Source organism: Micromonospora sp. NPDC005324, assembly GCF_040607155.1.
Lineage (GTDB): Bacteria > Actinomycetota > Actinomycetes > Mycobacteriales > Micromonosporaceae > Micromonospora > Micromonospora trifolii.
Genome location: NZ_JBEXGE010000007.1, coordinates 104,667 through 125,953 on the forward strand (window position 1 = coordinate 104,667; position 21,287 = coordinate 125,953).

Below are 21,287 nucleotides of genomic sequence, written 5' to 3' on the forward strand. Positions count from 1 at the left end.
GCGTGTCTCCTTCTCGGTGGGACGGTGCCGAGGGTGGTCAGCGGGCAAGGTGGCGGTACTGCCTCCGCACGTCGTGAGCGGAGACCACACTGTCGAGGAACATCAGGCCGTCCATCCGGCAGTCGCAGGGGTTGCGCTCAACGGTGTCCTGGGGGAAGCTGCCGCCGATCTTGATGCCTCGGGGGTCGGACGCGGTGGTCACGTGTGGGCCCGGCCCGGACACCAACCACGGGTCGTCGGCCCGGGTGTAGAAGCCGTCCACCGGTTCGCCGTTGCGGTAGAGGGCGAGCGCGCCGGTGTCGAAGTCGAAGGTGGCGGCCAGGTGCACCCACTCCCCCACCGGCAGCAGCTCTCGCCAGTCCCGGGCGGCGGCGAAGGTCTGCGAGTTGCCACCGTCGAGGCGCCGGCCGAGCGCGACGAGACGCAACTCCCCGTCGACGTCGATCAGCTCCAGCAGGGCGCGGACGCCGTGGCCGTCGGAGTCGCCGGTCAGCACTCCGGCCAGCCCGATCGCGTTGTACCTGTCGTCCGGGTCGGCGGTGGTGGAGTTGGGCAACGGGCTGTCCATGTTCAGCTTGAACCAGCCCATGACCGTGGTGCCCGCGGTGGCGCTGAAGGCCCGCAACGTCCGCACCCCGCTGGCCGACCAGGTGCCGGCCTTCCAGTCGTCGTTGCCGGCGACGGCGGGGTCGACCTGCCGGGTCTGCACCGCGTTGCGGCTGCCCCGGTAGGCACGGTCGGGCACCCGCATGGCGGCGCCGCCGTTGATCAGCTCGATCTCGGTGCCGGAACGCCCCTGGTCGCGTTCGAGGGCGGGATCGCCGGGCACCGGGTGGTCGAAGTCGTACGCGGCGACCAGGTGCGCGCGCAGCGCCGGATGGACGTCGTGCGAGAGGCTGCGATCCGCCTGCGCCGGTGGCGCGCTGGCGCCGGTCAGCGCGCCGATCGCCAGGAGGGAGACGGCCGCTCGTCGGGCCCTGGACATGGCTGTCACCTCGTTTCGCGGCATGCCGGATGCCGGTCACGTCAGCGCTTACGAAAGCGCTTACGTACCCTAGGCTTCGATCGATGTCGCTCGCAACAGATCGGGCAACATGGCTGTTTTCGGGGAGTTGCCGATGCCCAGGGCCAGCCACCGGCCGCGCCTCGTGGACGTCGCCGAACACGCCGCCGTCTCGCTGGCGACCGCCTCCCGCGCCCTCGCCGGCCGCCAGGGGGTCAGCGCCGAGGTGGCCGACCGGATCCGGCAGATCGCCAGTGAGCTGGGCTACGTGGCCAACCCGTACGCCCGCACGCTGGCCAGCGGGGCCACCTCCACAGTGGGTCTGATCGTCCATCAGGTCGACGACCCGTACTTCGCCGAGATCGCCGCCGGGGTCATCCAATTCGCCGCCGAGCAGGGGCTGCTGGTGCAGATCTGCCAGTCCGGCCGTGACCCCGGCTACGAGCTGCAACAGCTGCGCCACCTGATCGCCCAGCGGGTCGGCATCGTCCTGATCAGCGGTTCCGGCTACGACGACCCCCGGATGGAGAGCGCGGCCCGCGCCGAACTGGCCGCGTTCCAGGACCATGGCGGACGGGCCGCCGCCATCGGACGACACGCGCTCGGCGTCGACGCCGTGCTGCCGGACAACGAGGCCGGCGGCCACGCCCTCGCCCAGCACCTGATGGATCTCGGCCACCGGCGGATCGCTGTCGCCGCGGGCAGCGCCGGCCTCACCACCGTCGCCGACCGGCTGGCCGGGGTGTCGTCGGCAGTGCGGCAGCGCGGGCGCTCCCCCGCCGACCTCGTCGTCGTGCACAGCGACTTCACCCGCGGCGGTGGGCGCGCCGCCGCCGAGCAGATTCTCAACGAGCATCCGGAGACGACGGCGATCGTCGCGCTCAACGACGCGATGGCCATGGGCGTGCTGTCGACGCTGCGGTCCCGCCGCGTGCCGGTGCCCGCGCGGATGTCAGTGGTCGGTTTCGACGACGTCTCCGTGGCGGCCGACCTCGCACCCAGCCTCACCACCATCCGCCTGCCGATGACCGAGATGGGCCGTACGGCACTCACCCTCGCCCTCAAGCCGCGAACGACACGCCCCCGCCGCCGCCCCACCGGGCACCTGCTGGTCGTCCGCGACTCGACCGGGCCCGCACCGAGGACCTGACCGACGCCGCGCCGGTCAGACCGCCAACGCCGCCCGGACCTCCCGCTCCGCCGTGACACCCCCGTCGCCGTGCGAGGTGACCCGACCGGACTCCAGCACGTGGTAGCGGTCCGCCACCCGCAGCGCGAAGCCCAGGTGCTGCTCGACGAGGAGCACACTGAACCCGGACTGCCGGGTCAGCTCGACGATCCGCTCCTGGATCTCCGCGACCACCGACGGCTGGATGCCCTCGGTCGGCTCGTCGAGCATCAGCAGCCTCGGTCGGGTGATCAGGGCGCGGGCGATGGCCAACTGTTGGCGCTGACCGCCGGAGAGCAGCCCGGCCCGACGCCGCAGCAGCGGGCGCAACGCCGGAAACAGATCCAGCACCTCCGCCGTGGCCACCGCCCCGTCGCGCCGGCCGTCGGCGACCAGCCGCAGGTTCTCCGCCGCGGTCAGGTGCGGGAAGCACTGCTGACCCTGCGGGACGTACGCCATTCCCCGCGCCACCCGCTCGTGCGGTCCGGCGCGGGTGACGTCCTCGCCGTCCAGCTCGACGGTGCCGGCGCTCGGGCGCAGCAGCCCGGCCGCGACCCGCAGCAGTGTGCTCTTGCCCGCGCCGTTGTGCCCGAGCACGGCGGCCACCCCGTCGGGCGGGACGGCCAGATCGACCCCGTGCAGCACCCGAGAACGCCCGTACCCGGCGTGCACCCCGCGCAGCGTCAGCATCATGCCTCCAGGCCAGAGCGGGCCGACCCGGCGTCGACCGGGTGGCCAAGGTAGACCTCCTGCACGCGCGGGTCCGCCTGAACCTGCGCCACTGTGCCCTCGCTGAGCACCCGGCCGGCGTGCAGCACTGTGACGCTGCGCGCGAACCGACGCAGGAAGTCCATGTCGTGCTCGATCACGACGACAGTGCGATCCCGGCTCACCGTCTCCAACAGGACGCCGGTGGCGTCGCGTTCCTCGTGGCTCATCCCGGCGACCGGCTCGTCCAGCAGCAGCAGCCGCGCGTCCTGCACCAGCAGCATGCCGATCTCCAGCCACTGCTTCTGGCCGTGCGCGAGCGTCCCGGCGAGGTGTGCGGCCCGCTCGGCGAGACCGATGGTCTCCAGCGCGGCGGCGACCTCGTCAGGGACACCGCGGCGGCGGCGGGCCAGTGTCGCCCAGCTGCGCCGTGCGCCCGCCGCGATGTCGAGGTTCTGCAACACCGACAGCTCCTCGAAGACCGTCGAGGTCTGGAAGGTCCGCCCGATGCCGAGCCGGCTGATCCGGTGCACCGGTCGGCCGAGCAGTTCCTCGTCACCGAACCGGACCGAGCCGGTGGCCCGGACCAGGCCGGTGATCGCGTCGACCAGTGTGGTCTTGCCGGCGCCGTTCGGCCCGATCAGGAACCGGATGTCGCCGGCGGGCACCTCCAACGAGACGCCGTCCACGGCGGTGAAGCCGTCGAAACTGACCCGCACGTCACGGACGGACAACCCGTCCAACCGCTCGCCGCTCATGCCGTGCTGGCTGGGCATGCGCTCACGGCCCTCGCTTCGCTCGGTGCGTTCGCTCATGCCGCCGGCACCTCCGTCCGCTCGGCGCGTCGTCGGCCCAGCGACAACCGGCCGCGCCGCAGCGGCTGCGCGGCGACGTCACGGCGGCGGGCCAACGCCCACAACGACGCCAGGCCGCCGGGAAGGAACGCCACCACGACCACGAAGAGCAACCCCTGGAGGTACGTCCAGGTGCCCGGGAACCGCTCGGAGAGGGCGGTACGCGCCCAGGCCACCGCCACCGCGCCGAGCACCGGCCCGAGCAGTGTCGCCCGGCCGCCCACCGCGACGCCGATGACGAACTCGATCGACGGGACGATGCCGATCAGCGCCGGCGAGATGATGCCCACCGCCGGCACGAACAGCGCACCGGCAAGCCCGGCCATGCCCGCCGCGACCACGTACGCCACCAGCTTGACCGAGGCCGGGTCGTAGCCCAGGAAGCGGACCCGTTCCTCACCGTCGCGGACCGCCACCAGCAGCTCGCCGTAGCGGCTGTGGATGAGCTGACGGGTCAGCGCGAGCAACGCCAGCAGCGTCCCGGCGATGATGAAGTACACCATCCGCTGGTTGACCGGGTCGTCCAGGTCGTAGCCGAAGAAGCCCTTGATGTCGGTGAGCCCGTTGGTGCCGCCGGTGGTGCCCTGCTGGCCGATCAGCAGGATCACCATCGCGGCGGCGAGCGCCTGACTGAGGATGGCGAAGTACGCGCCGCGGACCCGGCGACGGAAGACCAGCGAGCCGAGCCCGAAGGCGACCGCCATCGGCAGCAGCACCGTGGCGGGCAGCGCGAACCACGGGCTGGCGAACGGTCGCCACCACAGGGGCAGCTCGTCGAGTTGCCCGTACAGCTGCATGAAGTCGGGCATCCCACCCGGGCCCGCGTCGGCGAGCTTGAGGTGCATGGCCATCGCGTAGCCGCCGAGGCCGAAGAAGACGCCCTGGCCCAGGGTGAGCATCCCGCCCCGGCCCCAGGCGATCCCGATGCCGACCGCGACCATGGCGACGCAGAGGTACTTGGCGAGCAACGCCAGCCGGAAGTCCGACAGCACCAGCGGGGCGACGGCGAACAGCAGCGCCGCGCCGAAGGCGAAGCCGGCCAGGGTCCGCAGCCGCGAGCGGCCGGCGGGGCGGCCCGGTGGTACGGCGCCGTCGGGCGCCGGGCGGACGGCGGTGCTGGGTGGCGCGGGGGTGACGGCGGTCATGCGAGGCTCCTGGTCCGCAGTGTGAACAGGCCCTGTGGCCGCCACTGGAGGAACGCGACGATCGCCACGAACACGATCACCTTGGCGACGCTGAGGGTGGTGAGGTACTCCCCGGTGGCCTGGAGCACGCCGAGGGCGAAGGCGACGATCACGCTGCCCTTGAGCTGGCCGATCCCGCCGACCACGACGACCAGGAAGGCGTCGATGATCAGGTTGGTGCCCATGGTCGGGCCGATCGGGCCGAGCAGGGTGAGGGCCACCCCGGCGAGCCCGGCCAGGCCGGAGCCGAGGAAGAAGGTCGTCCGGTCGACCCGGGAGGTGGCGATGCCGGACACGGCGGCGAGGTCGCGGTTCTGCACCACCGCGCGGATACGACGCCCGAGCGGGGTGAGTCGCAGCGCCAGGGTGAGCGCCGCGACGGCGGCCAGCGCCAAGGCGAGGATGAACAGCCGGTTGTTGGCGATGGTCAGCCCGCCGGGCAGCGCCACGTTGCCGGTGAGCAGCTCGGGCGCGCGGGTCTGCACGTTCGGGCTGCCGAAGATGTCCCGGGCCAGTTGCTGCAACATCAGTGACACACCCCAGGTGACCAGCAGGGTGTCCAGTGGCCGGGCGTAGAGCCGGCGGATGAGCAGCACCTCCAGCAGGACGCCCATGGCGCCGGCGACCACGAACGCCACCGGCAGCGCGACCACCAGCGACAGGCCCGCACCGGTGATGCTCTGCTGCAGAACGTAGGTGGTGTAGGCGCCGGCCATGATGAACTCACCGTGCGCCATGTTGATCACGTTCATCTGGCCGAAGGTCAGCGCCAGACCGAGCGCGATGAGCAGCAGCACCGCGCCGATGCTGATGCCGGTGAAGAGTTGACCGAAAAGGACTGTCACGGTGGGTACTCCGAACTGCTGGTCGGGTGGCCCGGGCGGAGCGCGCGGCAACGCGCTCCGCCCGGGCCGGCGTCGTCAGCTCAGGCCGCTCGCCCACGGGTAGGTCTTCAGGTACGGGTCCGGCGCGACGGGCTTGCCGGAGTTCCACACCTCGGTGATCAGGCCGTCCGCGCCGATCTTGCCGATCCGGGCGGTCTTGGCGATGTGCTGGGTCTTGCCGTCGACGGTGACCAGACCCTCCGGCGCGTCGAAGGTGATCCCGTCCGAGGCGGAGCGGACCTTCTCCACGTCGAAGGCGCCGGCCTTCTCGACCATCGCCTTCCACAGGTGCACGCCGACGTACGCGGCCTCCATCGGATCGCTGGTCGGCTTGTCCGCGCCGTACTTCGCCTTGTACGCGGCCACGAACTTCGAGTTCGCCGCGCCCGGAGTGGTCTGGTAGTAGTTCCAGGCCGTCAGCTGCCCCTCCAGGTACTGGGTGCCGATGCCCTTGACCTCTTCCTCCGCGATCGACACCGACACCACCGGCATCGCGGCGGCGGTCAGACCCGCGGACTTGTACTCCTTGAAGAAGGCCACGTTGCTGTCACCGTTGAGCGTGTTGAACACCGCGTCCGCGCCGGATGATCTGACCTTGTTGACGATGGTGCCGAACTCGGTGGAGCCGAGAGGCGCGTAATCCTCACCCAGCACCGTCATTCCGTTCGCGGTCGCGTACGCCTTGATGATTTTGTTGGCGGTGCGTGGAAAGACGTAGTCGCTACCGACCAGATAGACCGACTTCGCGCCCTGCGCCTTGAGGTAGTCGAGCCCGGGAACGATCTGCTGGTTGGTCGTCGCTCCGGTGTAGAAGATGTAGGGCGACTGCTCCAGGCCCTCGTACTGCACCGGGTAGAAGAGCAACGCCTTGTTCTTCTCGAACACCGGCTTGACCGCCTTGCGACTGGCCGACGTCCAACAGCCGAAGACGGCGGCCACCCGGTCCTCGGAGATGAGCTTCTCGGCCTTCTCGGCGAAGGTGGGCCAGTCCGAGGCGCCGTCCTCACCGACCGGCTGGATCTTCTTACCGAGGACACCGCCGGCCGCGTTGATCTCCTCGACGGCGAGCATGATGGAGTCGCGGACGGTGACCTCGCTGATGGCCATGGTCCCGGAGAGCGAGTTGAGCAGGCCCACCTTGACGGTGTCGCCGGAGACGTCGGCGGTGACGCCGGTCGCGCCGCCCTCGTCGGTGGTCTTGCTGCCGCACGCGGTCATCGCGGCCGCGGCGACCAGGGTCATGGCACCCGCCAGGATGCGGCGGCCCCGGAATAATGACATCTACTCTCCCTGCGGTGCACTCATAAGGCGGAAGGACGGTCGGTGCGGTCCGATGGAGCTGACGTGGGCGATGCCAAGCTCGACGGGTGGACGCCGCGCAGGGCACCGGATCGGATATGGGCAGGGAAAGCGTCGACCGGCATGATTGCGCGGGTGTTTCCCGGTCCTTAATTGACTGTTTCCGAGCCGCCGTCGAGGCGCGCACGAAAACGGCCGACACCGTCGGGGAGGAAACGGTGTCGGCCGTTCGGAGAGACGCAGGATAAGTGCCACCACAATGGTCGACGGAAGAATCTGTCGAAGGTGGGCACAATAGCGAGATCTGAACCCGTGGCCAGATACTTCACTCAGGAAGCATCTTAGGGCGGGATCGGGTGGCGCTGTCAAGGGTCGGGTGGGCCGACTGCACTGCGCGGTTCAGAGCTGAGCGAGCACCGTGAAGTCGAGCCCGTCGGCCTCGGCCAGGTAGATGCGCTGCCGGACGTGCCGCTGCCGCAGCCGCAGCCGCCCACGTGGCCCGTGGTAGGCGACCGTGTCGGCGGCGGTCTCGATGGCCCGCACATCGAGGGTGCGGGCCTGGCCGATCAGCGCGGCCAGCAGCATGACGCCCTCGTAGCAGGACTCCCCCAGGCTGCCCAGCGGCGGCGCCTCCACCCCGAAGCGCCGCGCGAACTCGCCGTGGAAGTCGAGATTCTCCTGTGTCACCAGCCCGGCGAAGAAGCCCGCCGTGCTGTACAGCCCCCGGGTCGCGCCGGCACCGCTGGCCAGCAGCATGTTCTCGTCCATCAGAGTGCTCAGCCGCAGGCAGCGCTGATCCAGGCCGGACCGGGCGAACGCGCGGTTGAACCGCACCGCGTCGGCACCGACCAGCAGCATCACCACCGCGTCCGCGTCACTGTGCTCGATGCGGCGCAACACCTCGGTGAAGTCGTGCGCGTCCAACGGCAGGAAGTGCCGGCCCACCACCTGCCCGCCGCCGCGTAGCGCGTACCGCTGGGCGGCCCGTGACGTACGGCGCGGCCACACGTAGTCGTTGCCGACCACGAACCAGCGGCGCACGCCCTGCTCCCCGGCGAGCAACCGCATCGCGGGCCACAGTTGGGCATCGGGTGTCTCGCTGGTCAGGAAGACTCCTTCGGTGCGTTCGCCGCCCTCGTAGAGTGCGGTGTAGACGTACGGGACCCGGTGCGCGACGCGGGGCGCCAACGCCTGGCGCACCGAGGAGATGTGCCACCCCGTCACCCCCTGCACGGCCCCCACCGACACCAACGCCTCGACCTCGGCGGCCACCTCGGCCGGCGGTGCGCCACCGTCGACCGGCACCAGCCGGACCTCCCGGCCCAGCACGCCACCGCACCGATTGATCTCCTCCACCGCGAGCTGCGCGCACAGCTCACAGGTGGGGCCGAACATGCCGGCCGGCCCGCGCATCGGGTAGACCAGCGCGATGCTGACCACGGCACTGTCGACGGTCAGCCACGGCGGTGCCGGCGCGGACATGAGCACATGATTGCCCGGCCCACGACGGAAGACCAGCGCTCACCACTGACCGGGACGACTCGCTACCATGACAGGGCCACCGGACCAGGGAGTTTCATGTCAGACGTGCCCGGGGCGCCAGCCGACCTGCTGCGCTCGCTCACCCGCGCCGAACGGCTGCTCTCCCGCCGGCTGGGCGCCGTACTGGCCGACGACGCGATCAGCATCGAGGCGTGGCGGGTGCTCTGCCTGCTCGCCGACGGCCAGGGTCACCCGATGAGCGAGGTGTCCGCCGAGGCGTCGCTGCCGCCGGGCACCCTCACCAAGCTGGTCGACCAGCTGGTCGACCGCAACCTCGTCTTCCGCCGGATCGATCCGATCGACCGCCGGCGGATCCGGGCGTACCTGACCACCCGGGGCCGCCACGAGCACGCCCGCCTGGATGAGCGGGTCCGCGCCAGCATCGCCGAACTGGGCATCACGGAGATGGGCGTCGCGCAGACCAGCGAGCCGGGCACGCCCCCGGCCGCCAACCTCGTACGCCAGCTCGACGACCTGATCGGCCGCCTCGACCCGGCCCGGCAACGAGTGCACGCCGACGCGACCAGCCCACACCGCTGACCCTCCCCCGCTCCGGGCTCCGGGCTTCCGGACGGTTGGGCTTGCGGGCGGTCGGGCTTGCGGGGCAATCGGCACGGCCTTGAGCGCGGCCCGACCTCCCACCCCACATGCCAAGGAGCGTGATGTCTGTGAGTCATCGTGATGACTCACAGACATCACGCTCTCTGGGGTGTCCGCCGGCCGGCACCGTCGTGCTCTGGACCAACCTGGCCCCGGGAACGGTCTCGGCTGCCACGGGTGACACGGGCCATGGCGGCGTCGCGCAGGGCCAGGACGGCGTCGCGGCCCGGTAGCGGCTCCTTAGACCGTCAGGTGGGCGCGCAGGGTGTGCGCGTCGGGAGCTGTCGCCGTCCACAGTGTCGCCGGACCGCCGGCCAGCGGTAACCGGGCGACGCTGCCCTCGGCCCTTGGAGGTTCGGCGGGTCGCGACGGGTCGACCACCAGCAGCGATCCGGTGGCCGGGGCGCCGCCGAGCACCGCCGGTCCGGCCCAGCCGGGCGCGTTCGGGCCCACCGCAAGGGACTGGCGCAGCAGTGGTCGACCCGCGTAGTCGACCCGGGTGTGTACGACGGCGCCGCCGGGGGCCTCGCCGTACCGGCCGCAGATCAGCTCGTCGCGCCACCGCAGGCTCGCACCGGCGGCCAGCGCGATCCGGGACTCGGCGAGGTGCGCGCAGCCGGCCGCAGCGACCAACTGTTCCGGAAGCCAGTGCAGCGTGGCACCGGCGTGCACCATCGCTCGCACCACCATCCGGGAAACGGCACCCGCGCGACCCGGTAGGGCGATCGACGCGGCGACGCTGTGCACCCGGACGGCCGCGCCCGGCCCGACGTCGATCTCCAGGCGCAGATCGTCCCCGGCGAGCGGTCCGGCCGCCCCGCCGACGAGGTGCACAGTGGCGACACCGCCGTCGGTCGGGGTCTGGCGCAGCAGCAACGGCGTTTCGCCGTGCAGCTCGACCAGGGCTGTGCCGCCCCGACCGTCGGCCTTGGCGACCAGCCGAGCGCGCGCTCGCATCAGGCCGGGCCGACCGGCGCGGCCAGTGGGTGCAGGGCGGCGTGGTGGGCCAGTTCGTGCCGGATCCAGTCCGCCACCGACGTCGCCGTGGGGTCTCCCACGATGGACAGGAAGAGGGTCGGGAGGTCGCCCCGTCGGGCCCGCGCGTCACGATCCATGACGGCGAGGTCGGCACCCACCATCGGCGCCAGGTCGGTCTTGTTGATCACGAGAAGGTCGGCGGCGGTGACCCCCGGCCCGCCCTTGCGGGGCACCTTGTCCCCGCCCGCCACGTCGACCACGAAGATCTGCCGGTCGACCAGCCCCCGACTGAAGGTCGCCGTCAGGTTGTCCCCACCGCTCTCCACGAGGACCAGGTCCAACGGGCCGACCGCCTCGGCCAGTTCGTCGACGGCGTCCAGGTTGGCGCCGATGTCGTCGCGGATCGCGGTGTGCGGGCAGCAACCGGTCTCCACAGCGCGGATCCGGGCCGGGTCCAGCACGCCGGCCCGCCGGAGGAAGTCGGCGTCCTCGGTCGTGTAGATGTCGTTGGTCACCACGCCGAGCCGCAGCTCGTCGGCGAAGGCACGGCAGAGCGCGGCCACCAGGGCCGTCTTGCCGGAACCGACCGGGCCGCCGATGCCGACCCGCAGGGCACGGCCGGCACGCGCCAACGGCGGATGGGGGTCCACCCCCGGCTCCGGATGGGTGTGCGCAACGGTCTCGTCGTGGGGTGGGGTGGCCGGCGGCGGTGTGATCGGTTCGACGGCGGGCACAGCGCTCGGCACAACGGTGTCAGGACGCAAAGAGACGCACCTCCCAGGTGGCATGGATTTCGGCATGGATGTCGGCGAGTGGAGCGGCGGCCGCGGGCAGCCGCTCCGGTGGATCATCGGCGGCCCGCGCCGCGTCGGCGGCCGTACCGTCGCAGGCGTCGGCCAGGCCGACCAGCAGCGCTTGGACCTGGTACGGGTCGAGGCCGAGCAGACGTACGCCGGCGCTGGCCGCCCCGGTCAGCGTCCCGTACGCGGCGATCGTCGCGGTCTCGAGGCGCGACAGCCCGGCCGCGGCGCAGAGCAGCCCGAGTACCAGCGGTTGGTGTGGGCCGCCGGGCGTCGCGGGCAGGTCGGCGAACGGGGCGTCCGGCCAGATGGACCGGCCGGCGCGCAGCAGCGCCCGGCCCTGCCGGCGCGAGACCGTCCGCAACGCCGGGGCGGCGGTACGCGCGTCCAGCTCCGCGTCGAGCCGAGCCAGCGCGCCCGACCGGGCGGCGGACCCAGCCAGCACCGCCGCTCGGTGGGCGGCCGCCGCGAACGCCGCGCCGACCAGCCCGGCGGTGGCCAACCGGCCGGCCAGGAAGGCCTCCAACGACGGCAGGTCGGTGACCCGACCGGCGGCGACGGCCGCCTCCAGACCACCGGAGTGCGCGTGCGCCCCGGCCGGGAAGCGCCCGTCGGCCAACAACAACAGCAGGCTCGGAGTCGCCATCAGAACAGGAAATACCGCTGGGCCATCGGCAGCCGGGTCACCGGGTCCGGCTCCACCACCTGCCCGTCGATCCGTACCGTGAAGGTGTCCGGGTCCACCTCGATGCGCGGCATCGCGTTGTTCTCCGGCAGGTCGGCCTTGCCCCGCGACCGTACGTCGCTCACCGGCACCACCCGGCGACGCACGTCCAGGCGGAGCCCAGCGTCCAAAGCCGCCGGGGCCACGAAGGCCAGGCTGGTGGCCGCCGCCGCCGCGCCGTACGCCCCGAACATCGGCCTGGGCAGCATCGGCTGCGGGGTCGGGATCGAGGCGTTGGCGTCGCCCATCTGGGCGTACGCGATCATGCCGCCCTTGAGGACCAGGTGCGGCCGGACGCCGAAGAACGCCGGATCCCAGAGCACCAGGTCGGCGAGCTTGCCCGGTTCGACCGAGCCGACCTCCCGCTCCAGCCCGTTGGCCATCGCCGCGCAGATGGTGTACTTCGCCACGTACCGTCGAGCCCGGTGGTTGTCGGCGGGCCCGTCACCCGGCAGCGCGCCGACCCGGTCCTTCATCACGTGGGCGCTCTGCCAGGTCCGCATGATCACCTCGCCGACCCGGCCCATCGCCTGCGCGTCGGAGCCGATGATCGAGATCGCGCCGAGGTCGTGCAGCAGGTCCTCGGCGGCCATCGTGGACGGTCGGATCCGACTCTCGGCGAAGGCCAGGTCCTCCGGCACGGACGGATTGAGGTGGTGGCAGACCATCAACATGTCCAGGTGCTCGGCCAGGGTGTTGGCGGTGTACGGCCGGGTCGGATTCGTCGACGACGGCAGCACGTTCGGTTCGCTGGCGACGGTGATGATGTCCGGTGCGTGCCCGCCACCGGCTCCCTCGGTGTGGTACGAGTGGATCGCCCGTCCACCGATCGCCCGCAGGGTGTCGGCGACGAACCCGGCCTCGTTGAGCGTGTCGGTGTGGATCGACACCTGGACCCCGGACGCGTCCGCCACCCGCAGGCAGGCGTCGATCGCCGCCGGTGTGGTGCCCCAGTCCTCGTGCAGCTTGAAACCGCCCGCACCGGCCCGCAGCTGTTCCCACAGCGCCTCGCTGGAGACGGTGTTGCCCTTGCCGAGCAGCAGCACGTTGACCGGCATGGTGTCCAGCGCCTCGTGCATCCGGGCCAGGTGCCAGGCGTTCGGTGTGACGGTTGTCGCGCGGGTCCCCTCGGCCGGCCCGGTGCCGCCGCCGACCATCGTGGTGATGCCGCTGGCCAGCGCCTCGGTGACGATCTGCGGGCAGATGAAGTGCACGTGGGTGTCCACCGCGCCGGCGGTGAGGATCCGCCCGTTGCCCGCGATCACCTCGGTCGACGGGCCGATGACCAGGTCGGGGTGGACGCCGGGCATGGTGTCCGGGTTGCCAGCCCGGCCGAGCGCCACGATGCGCCCGTCGCGCAGCCCCACGTCGGCCTTGACCACGCCCCAGTGGTCGAGCACCACAGCACCGGTGATGACGGTGTCCAGTGCTCCCTCGGCGCGGGTGGCACGGGACTGGCCCATCGACTCACGGATCACCTTTCCGCCGCCGAAGACCGCCTCGTCGCCGCCCACGCAGTGGTCGGTCTCCACCTCGATCAGCAGGTTGGTGTCGGCCAGCCGGATCCGGTCACCGGTCGTCGGCCCGTACAGGTCGATGTAGCGGTCCCGCCGCACGGCGCTCACCGCGACGACCCGTCTTCCGTGACCGCGTACGGCGACGGGTCCAACGGTCCCGCGCACTCTCCGCGCAGGCCCGGCACGACGCGCGCGCCGCCGAACGGGACGAGGTCGACGGTGCGGCTGATGCCCGGCTCGAAGCGGACCGAGGTGCCCGCCGGAACGGCGAGCCGCTGCCCCCAGGCGGCAGCCCGGTCGAACGACAGCGCCGGGTTGCACTCGGCGAAGTGGTAGTGCGAGCCGACCTGCACCGGGCGGTCGGCGGTGTTGACCACGAGCATTGTGGTCACCGGACGGCCCACGTTGATCGGAACCGGGTCGGCCGCCGGCAGGATCTCCCCCGGGATCACGGGATCGGGTGGTGCACCGTCACGAGCTTGGTGCCGTCCGGGAACGTCGCCTCCACCTGCACCTCCCTCAGCAGCTCGGGGATGCCGTCCTGGACGTCGTCGCGGCCGAGCACCGCCCGGCCGGCCGACATCAGGTCGACCACCGACCGCCCGTCGCGGGCCCCTTCGAGGAGGAACGCGGTGATCACCGCGACGGCTTCGGTGTAGTTGAGGCGCAGGCCGCGTTCGCGGCGGGCGCGGGCGACATCGGCCGCGACGTGGACGAGCAGGCGGTCCTGCTCGTGCGGGCTGAGGAACACGGGGCTCTCCCGGTGGGTCGGCGTGCCCCGGCTCGCCGTCGGCTCCAGACGGAGCCACCCGGGCCACAGGACCCGAGGGGACGAGCTGGGAGTCACACGACCGCCGGGTCACCGCCGACGGGGCGACCCGGGACTCCACCATCCCGGCCCGCACGACGGGCGACCGGCGGTGTCGGGTCGGATGCGGACCGCACCGCCCACCGCTGAGCAGACCGTAGAGGATCGCCACCGACCGAGGCAACAGTCCATTGGGGATCGTGGCGGCTCGCCGCTGGCTACCGGTACGGCGGCAGGCAGGGGATGATCACCAGATGACGGCGACGAGGGGTACGCGCGCACTGCTCGGTGTTCTGTTCCTGGCGGTGGCCACGGTCGGGGCGTGGATCCTCTGGCTGGGCTGGGACGACGATTACACCGTCGACGCGCAGACCGGCGCGAGCAGCGGCCCGTACGAGGCGTGGCAGGTGATCGGCTGCGTGCTGACGCTCGTGCTGCTGGCCGCGCTCGCCGGGACGCGGCTCAGCCCGTGGCTGGTGGCACCGGTGATGACTGTGGCGTTCACGGCGGCCTGGTCGTGGCGGGCCGCGTCGACCGACGACAGCGGGTTGTGGGCTGTCGGCGGGATTCTGGTGCTGGTCGGCATGGCGGTCGGCAGCACCGTGGTGAGCCTCGTCGGGCGGCGGATCGGTCGGCGGATGACCGGCCGACCCGCCGAGAGATAACCCATCGCCCTCGTGGGCGCCGAAATGCTACGAAGGGGACGTGCCTGACCTGACGAGCTCCCTTGATGCCACGTCCCTCAAGACTCCGCGGCTGCTGTTGCGCCGCTGGCGAAGCGATGATCTGGACGGGTTCGCCGCGGTCAACGCGCAGCCCGAGGTGATGCGCTACATCCATGACGGCCGCACCCTGGACCGGGCCGCGACCGCGGAGCGTCTGGCCACCTATCAGCGGCACTGGGACGAGCACGGCTTCGGCCTGTACGCGGTGGAGATCAGAGAGACCGGCGAGCTGGCCGGTTTCACCGGACTGGCGGTGCCGACCTTCCTGCCCGAGATCATGCCAGCCGTGGAGATCGGCTGGCGGCTCGGCCGCGCGTACTGGGGTCGGGGCCTGGCCACCGAGGCGGCCCAAGCCGTTGTCGCCCACACTCGTGCCAAGCTCGGCCTGCGGCGGCTGGTCAGCATCCACGTCGTCGGCAACGAGGCGTCCGCGCGGGTGATGGTCAAGCTGGGCATGTCGCTGGAGCGCGAGACCGTGCAGCCGGACACCGGCCGCCAGGTCCGGGTCTACGCGATGGACCTGTGAGCGGCCGTGCCGTCGGTTGCCGCGGGTGGGCCGGTCAGCGGGCCCCGGCGGGCTGCGGCGCGGGAGCACCGGCGAACGGGACGTCGACGTGGTCCGCCGTGCCCTGCGGGCCGTCGGGGTGCCGCCACAGCCCTCGGTCGCGCAGGATCGGCAGCACGCCCTCACCGAACCAGTACGCCTCCTCCAGGTGCGGATAGCCGGAGAGGATGAACTCGTCGATGCCGAGCGCGTGGTATTCCGCGATCCGGTCGGCGACCTCGGCGTGGCTTCCCACGAGAGCGGTGCCGGCCCCGCCGCGGACCAGCCCGACCCCTGCCCACAGGTTGGGGGCGATCTCCAGGCCGTCGCGGGAGCCGCCGTGCAGGTCGAGCATGCGCCGCTGCCCCTCGGACTCGCTGCGGCGCAGCCCCTCCTGCACGGCCCGGATGTCGGCCTCGGAGACCCCGTCGAGCAGACGCTGAGCCTGCGCCCAGGCCTGCTCGGTGGTGTCGCGCGCGATGACGTGCAACCGGATGCCGAAGCGCAGCTCCCTTCCGGCGCCGGCGGCCAGCGCCCGGACCCGCTCCAGTTTGTCGGCGACCAGGGCCGGCGGCTCGCCCCAGGTGAGGTAGACGTCGCTGTGCCGCACCGCCACCGGAAGGGCGGCGGAGGAGGACCCACCGAAGTAGACCGGCGGCACCGGGTCGGGCAGCCGGTGCAGGCGCGCCTGTTCGACGCGGACGTGGGCGCCTTCGTGGTCCACGGTCTCGCCGCGCCACAGCGCACGCACCACGTGCAGGAACTCGTCGGCCCGCGCGTACCGGGCGTCCTTGTCCAGGAAGTCGCCGTAGGCCCGCTGCTCCTGCGACTCACCACCGGTAACCACGTTGAGCAGCAGCCGGCCCCCCGACAGCCGCTGGAAGGTCGAGGCCATCTGGGCGGCGAGCGTGGGGGCCAGCAGCCCGGGCCGGAAGGCGACCAGGAACTTGAGTCGCTCGGTCACCTCGGTGAGCATCGCGGTGCTGAGCCAGGCGTCCTCGCACCAGGCGCCGGTCGGGGTGAGCGCGCCGACGAAGCCGAGCTGCTCGGCGCTGCGGGCGATCTGCCCGAGGTACGCCACGCTGGCCGGGCGGGCGCCTCCGGCGGCGCCGGTCGGTACGCCGTGGCCGCCGCCGACGATGTCCCGGCTGTCGCCGTTGGTGGGCAGGAACCAGTGGAAGGTGAGGGTCATCGGGGCTCTTTCCTCCAGCGGGGGCGGTCGGCGCACGCGGCGAGGCGGGCACCTCCTGAGGGGTGGGACGATCCCGCCGACAGCCTACCCATAAAACCTATCGGGTTAGTAGGCTAATGCCGGCGCCGACACCTGTCGATGCGCCACTGTCCGCCTGCCCCGACCCGAGGAGCCGCCATGCCCAGCCCGTCGACGAGCCGTCCCCCGCATCGCCGCCTCCTGACGGCCGCGCTCACCACCGTGGCGCTGCTCGCCACGGTCGCGGTCAGCGCGTGCGGCGGGTCCGCCGATACGGGCGGCAGCGCGGACAAGCTCCGGATCGGCTACCAGCGCTTCGGCGGGCTGAGCCTGGTCAAGGCGCGCGGCGCCACACCGGACGTGGAGTGGTCGCTGTTCGAGAGCGGCCCGGCGCTCACCGAGGCGCTCAAGGCCGGCTCCATCGACATCGGGCAGACCGGCGAGGCGCCGCCCGTCTTCGCCGCCGCCGGGAAGATCCCGTTCTCCATCATCGGCACCTCGGCGCCGATCCCGCAGGGTGAGGCAGTGCTGGTCAAGGCCGACCGGGGCTTCCGCAGCTTCGCCGACCTCAAGGGCAGGACGGTGGCCCTCAACAAGGGCTCCAACGTGCACTGGCTGCTGGTCCGCCTGTTGAAGGCGAACAACATGACCCTGAAGGACATCCAGGTCAAGTACCTCAAGCCCGCCGAGGGGCGGCCCGCGTTCGACGGCAACCAGATCGACGCCTGGGTGATCTGGGACCCGTACTTCGCCCTGGCCGAGCAACCGGGGGTCCAGGTGCTCGCCGACGCGACCGGCCTGGCCAGCAACCGCGAGTACGTCCTGGCCGCGCCCGATGCGGTCAGCAAGCGGTCGGACGACGTCAAGGCGTTCCTCCAGCGCTACCGCGAGGTGACCGACTGGGGCATCGCCCACCCCGAGGAGCGAGCCAGCACCCTCGCGCCGGAGCTGAAGATCCCGCAGGACGTCACCAGCCGCGCCCTGGCCCGCAGCGCCAAGCCCCTGGCCCCGGTCACCCCGGCCATCGGCGACGAGCTTCAGGCGATCACCGACAGCTTCATCGCCCTGGAACTCATCCCGGGGCCGGTCGACCTCCGATCCCGGGTCGACGACCGGTTCAGCGCGGTGTTCCAGTGAGTCGTACGAGCCTCGTCGAGGCGCCCGACGAGGTCACGGCGGCGGTGCCGGTCGTACCCCGTCGTCAGCGGCCGGCCCGACGCTGGCGGCGGGTGGTGAGCCCGGTGGTGCTGGTCCTCGGGTGGGAGTTGGCCGCGCGGACCGGCCTGCTGGCGGCCGAGAAGCTGCCCGCGCCCAGCGACGTCCTGGCCACCGGTTGGCGGCTGAGCCGGGACGGGACGCTCGGCATCCACCTGTTGGACTCCCTCACCCGGGCCGGGGCGGGCCTGCTGATCGGCGGCCTCCTGGCCCTGGTCCTGGGCACCGTGGCCGGGCTGCTGCGGCTCGGTGACGACCTGGTCGATCCGCCGGTGCAGATGGCCCGGATGCTGCCGCACCTGGGGCTGGTCCCGTTGCTGATCATCTGGGTCGGCATCGGCGAATCACTCAAGATCAGCCTGGTGGCTCTGGGCGCGTTCTTCCCCATCTACTTCAACACCTACGCCGGCATCCGGGACATCGACGAGCGGCTGGTGGAAGCGGCCCGTACCTGTGGTCTGGGCCAGGCCGCCCGACTGCGGCACGTGGTGCTGCCCGGGGCGCTGCCGTCTCTCTTCCTCGGCCTTCGGCTGGCGATCGGGGCCGCCTGGCTCAGCCTGGTCGTCGGCGAACAGGTCAACGCCCAGACCGGAATCGGCTTTCTGATGATGGAGGCGCGGGAGTTCAGCCAGACCGACGTGGTGGTGCTCGGCCTGCTCGTCTACGCCCTGCTCGGGCTGTTATCCGACAGTGCGCTGCGCGTCCTGGAGAGGAGGATGTTGACATGGCGTCGCGGACTGCGGGCCACCTGAACGGCGCCGAGCCGGTGCTCACCGCCCACGCGGTGCGCCGGGCGTTCGGGCCGACGGTCGTGCTGGCCGGGGTCGACCTGACCATCGCCCGCGGTGAGGTGGTGGCTCTGCTGGGCGGCAGCGGTTCCGGCAAGAGCACGCTGCTGCGGATTCTCGCCGGGTTGGACGGCGAGGCCAGCGGGACGAGCGTCGTGCACGGCACCGCCGCGGTGGTCTTTCAGGAGCACCGGTTGCTGCCGTGGAAACGCGTGGCGGAGAACGTGGGGCTCGGCCTGTCCGGCGCCGATGGCCCGGGGCGGATCCGGCGGGCGCTGGCCGAGGTCGGTCTGGCCGAGCGAGATCGCGCCTGGCCGGCCGAGTTGTCCGGTGGGCAGGCGCAGCGGGTGGCAGTGGCACGGGCCCTGGTTCGCGAACCGGCCCTGCTGCTGCTCGACGAACCGTTCGGCGCCCTGGACGCGCTGACCCGACTGCGGATGCAGATCCTGCTGCGCCGGCTGCGCGCCGAGCACGGCTTCGCCGCCCTGCTGGTCACCCACGACGTGGAGGAGGCGCTGCTGCTCGCCGACCGGATCCTGCTCCTCGACGAGGGCCGCATCGCCGCGGAGCTGCCCGTCGATCTCGGCCCCACCCGCACGCCGGACGACCCGGCCTTCGGCGCGCTGCGCCGCCACCTGCTCGACCGACTCGGCGTTCCCACCACCTGACGAGCGGAGCTGCGATGACCCGCTGGACCCCCGACCCCACGTTCTACCCCTCGCCCCGGGAGGCGGTGACCGCACCGGCGGAGAAGCTCGCCTACGTGGCGGCCTTCGACCCCACGGCCAGCCGTCCGGACGCCATCGTGGTGCTCGACACCGACCCCGACTCCCCCGACTACGGCCGGGTCGTCGGCTGGACCGACCTGCCGTACGTCGGTGACGAGCTGCACCACTTCGGCTGGAACGCGTGCAGCAGCGCGCTCTGCCCGACCGCTCCGCACCCGCACGTCGAGCGGCGCTACCTGATCGTGCCCGGCCTGCGGTCGTCGCGCATCCACGTCCTCGACACCCAGCCCGATCCGCGCCAGCCGCAGATCGTCAAGGTGATCGGGGCGGAGGAGCTGGCGAAGCGGGCCGGCTACTCGCGGCCACACACAGTGCACTGCGGCCCGGACGGCATCTACCTCTCCGCCCTCGGCGGCGCGGACGGCGCGGAGGGCCCGGGTGGCATCGCCATCCTCGACCACACCACGTTCGAGGTACGCGGGGCGTGGGAGGCCGACCGGGGGCCACAGTTCCTGGCGTACGACGTGTGGTGGCACCTGACCCAGGACGTGCTGGTCACCAGCGAGTGGGGCACACCGTCGATGATCGAGGACGGCATCATCGGTGAGTTGCTGCTGGGCCGACGCTACGGGCACGCCATCCACTTCTGGGACCTGGCGAAACGCCGGCACGTCCAACGGGTCGATCTCGGCGACCAGTACCAGATGCCGCTGGAGCTGCGTCCGGCGCACGATCCGACGAAGTCGTACGGGTTCGTCGGGGTGGTGATCAGCGTCGAGGACCTGTCCGCCTCGATCTGGCTCTGGCACCGTGAGGGGGACGCCTGGGCGGTCACCAAGGTGATCGACATCCCGGCCGAACCGGCCGACCCGGCGGACCTGCCCGACCTGCTCAAGCCGTTCGGGGCGGTGCCGCCGCTGGTGACCGACATCGACCTGTCGGTCGACGACAGGTTCCTCTACGTCTCCTGCTGGGGCACCGGCGAGCTACGCCAGTACGACGTCAGTGACCCGCTGCACCCGGTGCAGACGGGGTCGGTGCACCTCGGCGGGATCGTCCGCCGGACCGCGCACCCGTCGGTGCCGGACGAGGCGTTGGCCGGTGGCCCGCAGATGGTGGAGGTCAGCCGGGACGGCCGGCGGGTCTACGTCAGCAACTCGCTCTACGGCGCGTGGGACGACCAGTTCTACCCCGACGGGGTGGGTGCCTGGCTGGCCAAGCTCGACGTCGACGTGGACGCTGGCGGGCTCACCCCGGATGAGCGGTTCTTTCCGCACGGGGACGAGTTCCGGGGCCTGCGGGTGCACCAGACCCGGTTGCAGGGCGGGGACGCTTCCTCCGACTCGTACTGCTATCCATGACCGTCACCACAGTGGCGACGCTCGCCGCGCTCGGCGCGTTCCATGGTCTGAACCCGGCGATGGGTTGGTTGTTCGCGATGGCCCGGGGCCTTCAGGAGCGCAGCCGGCTGGCGTTGCTGCGCGCCCTGCCGCCGATCGCGGCGGGGCATCTCGCCTCGGTGGCCATCGTCGCCGCGTTAGTCGCCGCGACCCGGTCGGTGACGACGAGCAGCGCCCTCGCTGTGGTGGGCGGCGTGCTGCTGGTCGCCTTCGGGCTGTGGCGGCTGCTCTCCGAGCGGCACTTCCGCTGGGCGGGAATGCGGCTGTCGGCGGCGCAGCTCGCCGCCTGGTCGTTCCTCATGTCGTCGGCGCACGGCGCGGGGCTGATGCTGTTGCCGGTGCTGGTGGCCGAGCCGGTGCCAGGGGGTCACTCCGGGCACCTGGCCGCCGCGCCGGTGGGCGCGCTGTCCGGCCTCGCGGCGGCCGGCGTGCACACAGTGGCCATGCTCGGCGTCGCCCTGGCCGTGGCGATGCTGGTCTACCGGGTGTTCGGGGTCGGTGTGCTGCGTCGGGCCTGGTTCAACGTCGACCGACTCTGGGCCGGGGTGCTGGTGGCCGCCGGGTTGGTGACGCTGATCCGAGCGTGACCATCCATCGTGGAAACGTGT

At 72.0% G+C, this 21,287-nt stretch carries 23 protein-coding genes; 9 read left to right on the forward strand and 14 right to left on the reverse strand.

Annotation, left to right across the window (positions count from 1 at the left end):
• Window positions 1-37: 37 nt before the first annotated feature.
• Window positions 38-985, reverse strand: coding sequence for a LamG-like jellyroll fold domain-containing protein (locus tag ABZS40_RS09795; protein WP_354942921.1), 948 nt, complete (start codon window positions 983-985; stop codon window positions 38-40).
• A 133-nt stretch (window positions 986-1,118) separates the two neighbouring features.
• On the opposite strand from ABZS40_RS09795, the gene ABZS40_RS09800 reads away from it, so the two are divergent.
• Window positions 1,119-2,153 (forward strand): LacI family DNA-binding transcriptional regulator, encoded by a 1,035-nt coding sequence (locus ABZS40_RS09800; protein WP_354942922.1) that lies wholly within the window; start codon window positions 1,119-1,121, stop codon window positions 2,151-2,153.
• A gap of 15 nt (window positions 2,154-2,168) precedes the next feature.
• Here ABZS40_RS09800 and urtE read toward each other — a convergent pair whose 3' ends face one another.
• The 6 genes from urtE to ABZS40_RS09830 all read right to left on the reverse strand — a co-directional run bounded on the left by urtE (window position 2,169) and on the right by ABZS40_RS09830 (window position 8,582).
• Window positions 2,169-2,864, reverse strand: a complete 696-nt coding sequence (gene urtE / locus ABZS40_RS09805; RefSeq protein ID WP_225855394.1) for an urea ABC transporter ATP-binding subunit UrtE — start codon at window positions 2,862-2,864, stop codon at window positions 2,169-2,171.
• Window positions 2,861-3,694, reverse strand: coding sequence for an urea ABC transporter ATP-binding protein UrtD (gene urtD / locus ABZS40_RS09810; protein WP_354942923.1), 834 nt, complete (start codon window positions 3,692-3,694; stop codon window positions 2,861-2,863). Before urtD ends, urtE begins: the two co-directional genes overlap by 4 nt.
• Window positions 3,691-4,878 (reverse strand): urea ABC transporter permease subunit UrtC, encoded by a 1,188-nt coding sequence (gene urtC, locus ABZS40_RS09815; RefSeq protein WP_354942924.1) that lies wholly within the window; start codon window positions 4,876-4,878, stop codon window positions 3,691-3,693. Before urtC ends, urtD begins: the two co-directional genes overlap by 4 nt.
• On the reverse strand, window positions 4,875-5,762 hold the full coding sequence (gene urtB / locus ABZS40_RS09820; protein ID WP_354942925.1) for an urea ABC transporter permease subunit UrtB: 888 nt from the start codon (window positions 5,760-5,762) through the stop codon (window positions 4,875-4,877). Before urtB ends, urtC begins: the two co-directional genes overlap by 4 nt.
• Before the next feature lie 75 nt (window positions 5,763-5,837).
• Entirely contained in the window at window positions 5,838-7,082 is a 1,245-nt protein-coding gene (gene urtA, locus ABZS40_RS09825; RefSeq protein ID WP_354942926.1) for an urea ABC transporter substrate-binding protein, read from the reverse strand.
• Between the two features lie 417 nt (window positions 7,083-7,499).
• On the reverse strand, window positions 7,500-8,582 hold the full coding sequence (locus ABZS40_RS09830) for a substrate-binding domain-containing protein (RefSeq protein WP_354942927.1): 1,083 nt from the start codon (window positions 8,580-8,582) through the stop codon (window positions 7,500-7,502).
• A gap of 96 nt (window positions 8,583-8,678) precedes the next feature.
• Here ABZS40_RS09830 and ABZS40_RS09835 point away from each other — a divergent pair, with 96 nt between their 5' ends.
• Window positions 8,679-9,182 carry a MarR family winged helix-turn-helix transcriptional regulator gene (locus ABZS40_RS09835; protein WP_354942928.1) on the forward strand — a complete coding sequence of 168 codons (504 nt, stop codon included), beginning with the start codon at window positions 8,679-8,681 and terminating at the stop codon, window positions 9,180-9,182.
• 300 nt (window positions 9,183-9,482) lie between these two features.
• Here the strand turns inward: ABZS40_RS09835 and ABZS40_RS09840 are convergent, their stop codons facing one another.
• The 6 genes from ABZS40_RS09840 to ABZS40_RS09865 are packed head-to-tail and all read right to left on the reverse strand — an operon-like array spanning window position 9,483 to window position 14,012.
• Window positions 9,483-10,199 carry an urease accessory protein UreD gene (locus tag ABZS40_RS09840; protein WP_354942929.1) on the reverse strand — a complete coding sequence of 239 codons (717 nt, stop codon included), beginning with the start codon at window positions 10,197-10,199 and terminating at the stop codon, window positions 9,483-9,485.
• A complete protein-coding gene (gene ureG, locus ABZS40_RS09845) occupies window positions 10,199-10,984 on the reverse strand; it encodes an urease accessory protein UreG (protein ID WP_354942930.1) in 786 nt (261 codons plus the stop codon). Before ureG ends, ABZS40_RS09840 begins: the two co-directional genes overlap by 1 nt.
• On the reverse strand, window positions 10,974-11,666 hold the full coding sequence (locus ABZS40_RS09850; RefSeq protein WP_354942931.1) for an urease accessory UreF family protein: 693 nt from the start codon (window positions 11,664-11,666) through the stop codon (window positions 10,974-10,976). Before ABZS40_RS09850 ends, ureG begins: the two co-directional genes overlap by 11 nt.
• A complete protein-coding gene (locus ABZS40_RS09855; protein ID WP_354942932.1) occupies window positions 11,666-13,369 on the reverse strand; it encodes an urease subunit alpha in 1,704 nt (567 codons plus the stop codon). Before ABZS40_RS09855 ends, ABZS40_RS09850 begins: the two co-directional genes overlap by 1 nt.
• Window positions 13,366-13,713 (reverse strand): urease subunit beta, encoded by a 348-nt coding sequence (locus tag ABZS40_RS09860; protein ID WP_354942933.1) that lies wholly within the window; start codon window positions 13,711-13,713, stop codon window positions 13,366-13,368. Before ABZS40_RS09860 ends, ABZS40_RS09855 begins: the two co-directional genes overlap by 4 nt.
• Entirely contained in the window at window positions 13,710-14,012 is a 303-nt protein-coding gene (locus ABZS40_RS09865) for an urease subunit gamma (RefSeq protein WP_354942934.1), read from the reverse strand. Before ABZS40_RS09865 ends, ABZS40_RS09860 begins: the two co-directional genes overlap by 4 nt.
• A 311-nt stretch (window positions 14,013-14,323) precedes the next feature.
• On the opposite strand from ABZS40_RS09865, the gene ABZS40_RS09870 reads away from it, so the two are divergent.
• Window positions 14,324-14,734, forward strand: a complete 411-nt coding sequence (locus ABZS40_RS09870) for a hypothetical protein (protein ID WP_354942935.1) — start codon at window positions 14,324-14,326, stop codon at window positions 14,732-14,734.
• Window positions 14,735-14,774: 40 nt separating this feature from the next.
• The gene (locus tag ABZS40_RS09875) at window positions 14,775-15,320 is read left to right on the forward strand and encodes a GNAT family N-acetyltransferase (protein ID WP_354942936.1); all 546 of its coding nucleotides are present in this window, start codon (window positions 14,775-14,777) and stop codon (window positions 15,318-15,320) included.
• Window positions 15,321-15,354: 34 nt separating this feature from the next.
• On the opposite strand, the gene ABZS40_RS09880 is transcribed toward ABZS40_RS09875, so the two are convergent.
• Entirely contained in the window at window positions 15,355-16,530 is a 1,176-nt protein-coding gene (locus tag ABZS40_RS09880) for an LLM class flavin-dependent oxidoreductase (RefSeq protein ID WP_354942937.1), read from the reverse strand.
• 177 nt (window positions 16,531-16,707) lie between these two features.
• Here ABZS40_RS09880 and ABZS40_RS09885 point away from each other — a divergent pair, with 177 nt between their 5' ends.
• From ABZS40_RS09885 to ABZS40_RS09905, 5 genes are read left to right on the forward strand one after another with little or no spacing between them, the layout of a single operon-like run.
• Window positions 16,708-17,685, forward strand: coding sequence for an aliphatic sulfonate ABC transporter substrate-binding protein (locus ABZS40_RS09885; protein ID WP_354942938.1), 978 nt, complete (start codon window positions 16,708-16,710; stop codon window positions 17,683-17,685).
• A complete protein-coding gene (locus tag ABZS40_RS09890) occupies window positions 17,682-18,515 on the forward strand; it encodes an ABC transporter permease subunit (RefSeq protein WP_354942939.1) in 834 nt (277 codons plus the stop codon). The genes ABZS40_RS09885 and ABZS40_RS09890 overlap by 4 nt, the downstream gene beginning before the upstream one ends.
• Window positions 18,488-19,219: an ABC transporter ATP-binding protein gene (locus ABZS40_RS09895; protein ID WP_354942940.1), complete on the forward strand. Its 732-nt coding sequence runs from the start codon at window positions 18,488-18,490 to the stop codon at window positions 19,217-19,219. Before ABZS40_RS09890 ends, ABZS40_RS09895 begins: the two co-directional genes overlap by 28 nt.
• 14 nt (window positions 19,220-19,233) lie before the next feature.
• Complete coding sequence (locus ABZS40_RS09900) at window positions 19,234-20,640, forward strand: selenium-binding family protein (RefSeq protein ID WP_354942941.1); 1,407 nt, start codon at window positions 19,234-19,236, stop codon at window positions 20,638-20,640.
• Window positions 20,637-21,266, forward strand: coding sequence for a hypothetical protein (locus ABZS40_RS09905; protein ID WP_354942942.1), 630 nt, complete (start codon window positions 20,637-20,639; stop codon window positions 21,264-21,266). The genes ABZS40_RS09900 and ABZS40_RS09905 overlap by 4 nt, the downstream gene beginning before the upstream one ends.
• The last annotated feature ends 21 nt before the right edge of the window (window positions 21,267-21,287 follow it).

What these genes read in the sequence shown, in the direction of transcription:
- ABZS40_RS09795 (WP_354942921.1), bottom strand. Translation starts at nt 985, where the DNA reads ATGTCCAGGGCCCGACGAGCGGCCGTCTCCCTCCTGGCGATCGGCGCG.
- ABZS40_RS09800 (WP_354942922.1), top strand. Translation starts at nt 1,119, where the DNA reads ATGCCCAGGGCCAGCCACCGGCCGCGCCTCGTGGACGTCGCCGAACAC.
- urtE (WP_225855394.1), bottom strand. Translation starts at nt 2,864, where the DNA reads ATGATGCTGACGCTGCGCGGGGTGCACGCCGGGTACGGGCGTTCTCGG.
- urtD (WP_354942923.1), bottom strand. Translation starts at nt 3,694, where the DNA reads ATGAGCGAACGCACCGAGCGAAGCGAGGGCCGTGAGCGCATGCCCAGC.
- urtC (WP_354942924.1), bottom strand. Translation starts at nt 4,878, where the DNA reads ATGACCGCCGTCACCCCCGCGCCACCCAGCACCGCCGTCCGCCCGGCG.
- urtA (WP_354942926.1), bottom strand. Translation starts at nt 7,082, where the DNA reads ATGTCATTATTCCGGGGCCGCCGCATCCTGGCGGGTGCCATGACCCTG.
- ABZS40_RS09830 (WP_354942927.1), bottom strand. Translation starts at nt 8,582, where the DNA reads ATGTCCGCGCCGGCACCGCCGTGGCTGACCGTCGACAGTGCCGTGGTC.
- ABZS40_RS09835 (WP_354942928.1), top strand. Translation starts at nt 8,679, where the DNA reads ATGTCAGACGTGCCCGGGGCGCCAGCCGACCTGCTGCGCTCGCTCACC.
- ABZS40_RS09840 (WP_354942929.1), bottom strand. Translation starts at nt 10,199, where the DNA reads ATGCGAGCGCGCGCTCGGCTGGTCGCCAAGGCCGACGGTCGGGGCGGC.
- ABZS40_RS09850 (WP_354942931.1), bottom strand. Translation starts at nt 11,666, where the DNA reads ATGGCGACTCCGAGCCTGCTGTTGTTGTTGGCCGACGGGCGCTTCCCG.
- ABZS40_RS09870 (WP_354942935.1), top strand. Translation starts at nt 14,324, where the DNA reads ATGACGGCGACGAGGGGTACGCGCGCACTGCTCGGTGTTCTGTTCCTG.
- ABZS40_RS09880 (WP_354942937.1), bottom strand. Translation starts at nt 16,530, where the DNA reads ATGACCCTCACCTTCCACTGGTTCCTGCCCACCAACGGCGACAGCCGG.
- ABZS40_RS09885 (WP_354942938.1), top strand. Translation starts at nt 16,708, where the DNA reads ATGCCCAGCCCGTCGACGAGCCGTCCCCCGCATCGCCGCCTCCTGACG.
- ABZS40_RS09895 (WP_354942940.1), top strand. Translation starts at nt 18,488, where the DNA reads ATGGCGTCGCGGACTGCGGGCCACCTGAACGGCGCCGAGCCGGTGCTC.
- ABZS40_RS09900 (WP_354942941.1), top strand. Translation starts at nt 19,234, where the DNA reads ATGACCCGCTGGACCCCCGACCCCACGTTCTACCCCTCGCCCCGGGAG.
- ABZS40_RS09905 (WP_354942942.1), top strand. Translation starts at nt 20,637, where the DNA reads ATGACCGTCACCACAGTGGCGACGCTCGCCGCGCTCGGCGCGTTCCAT.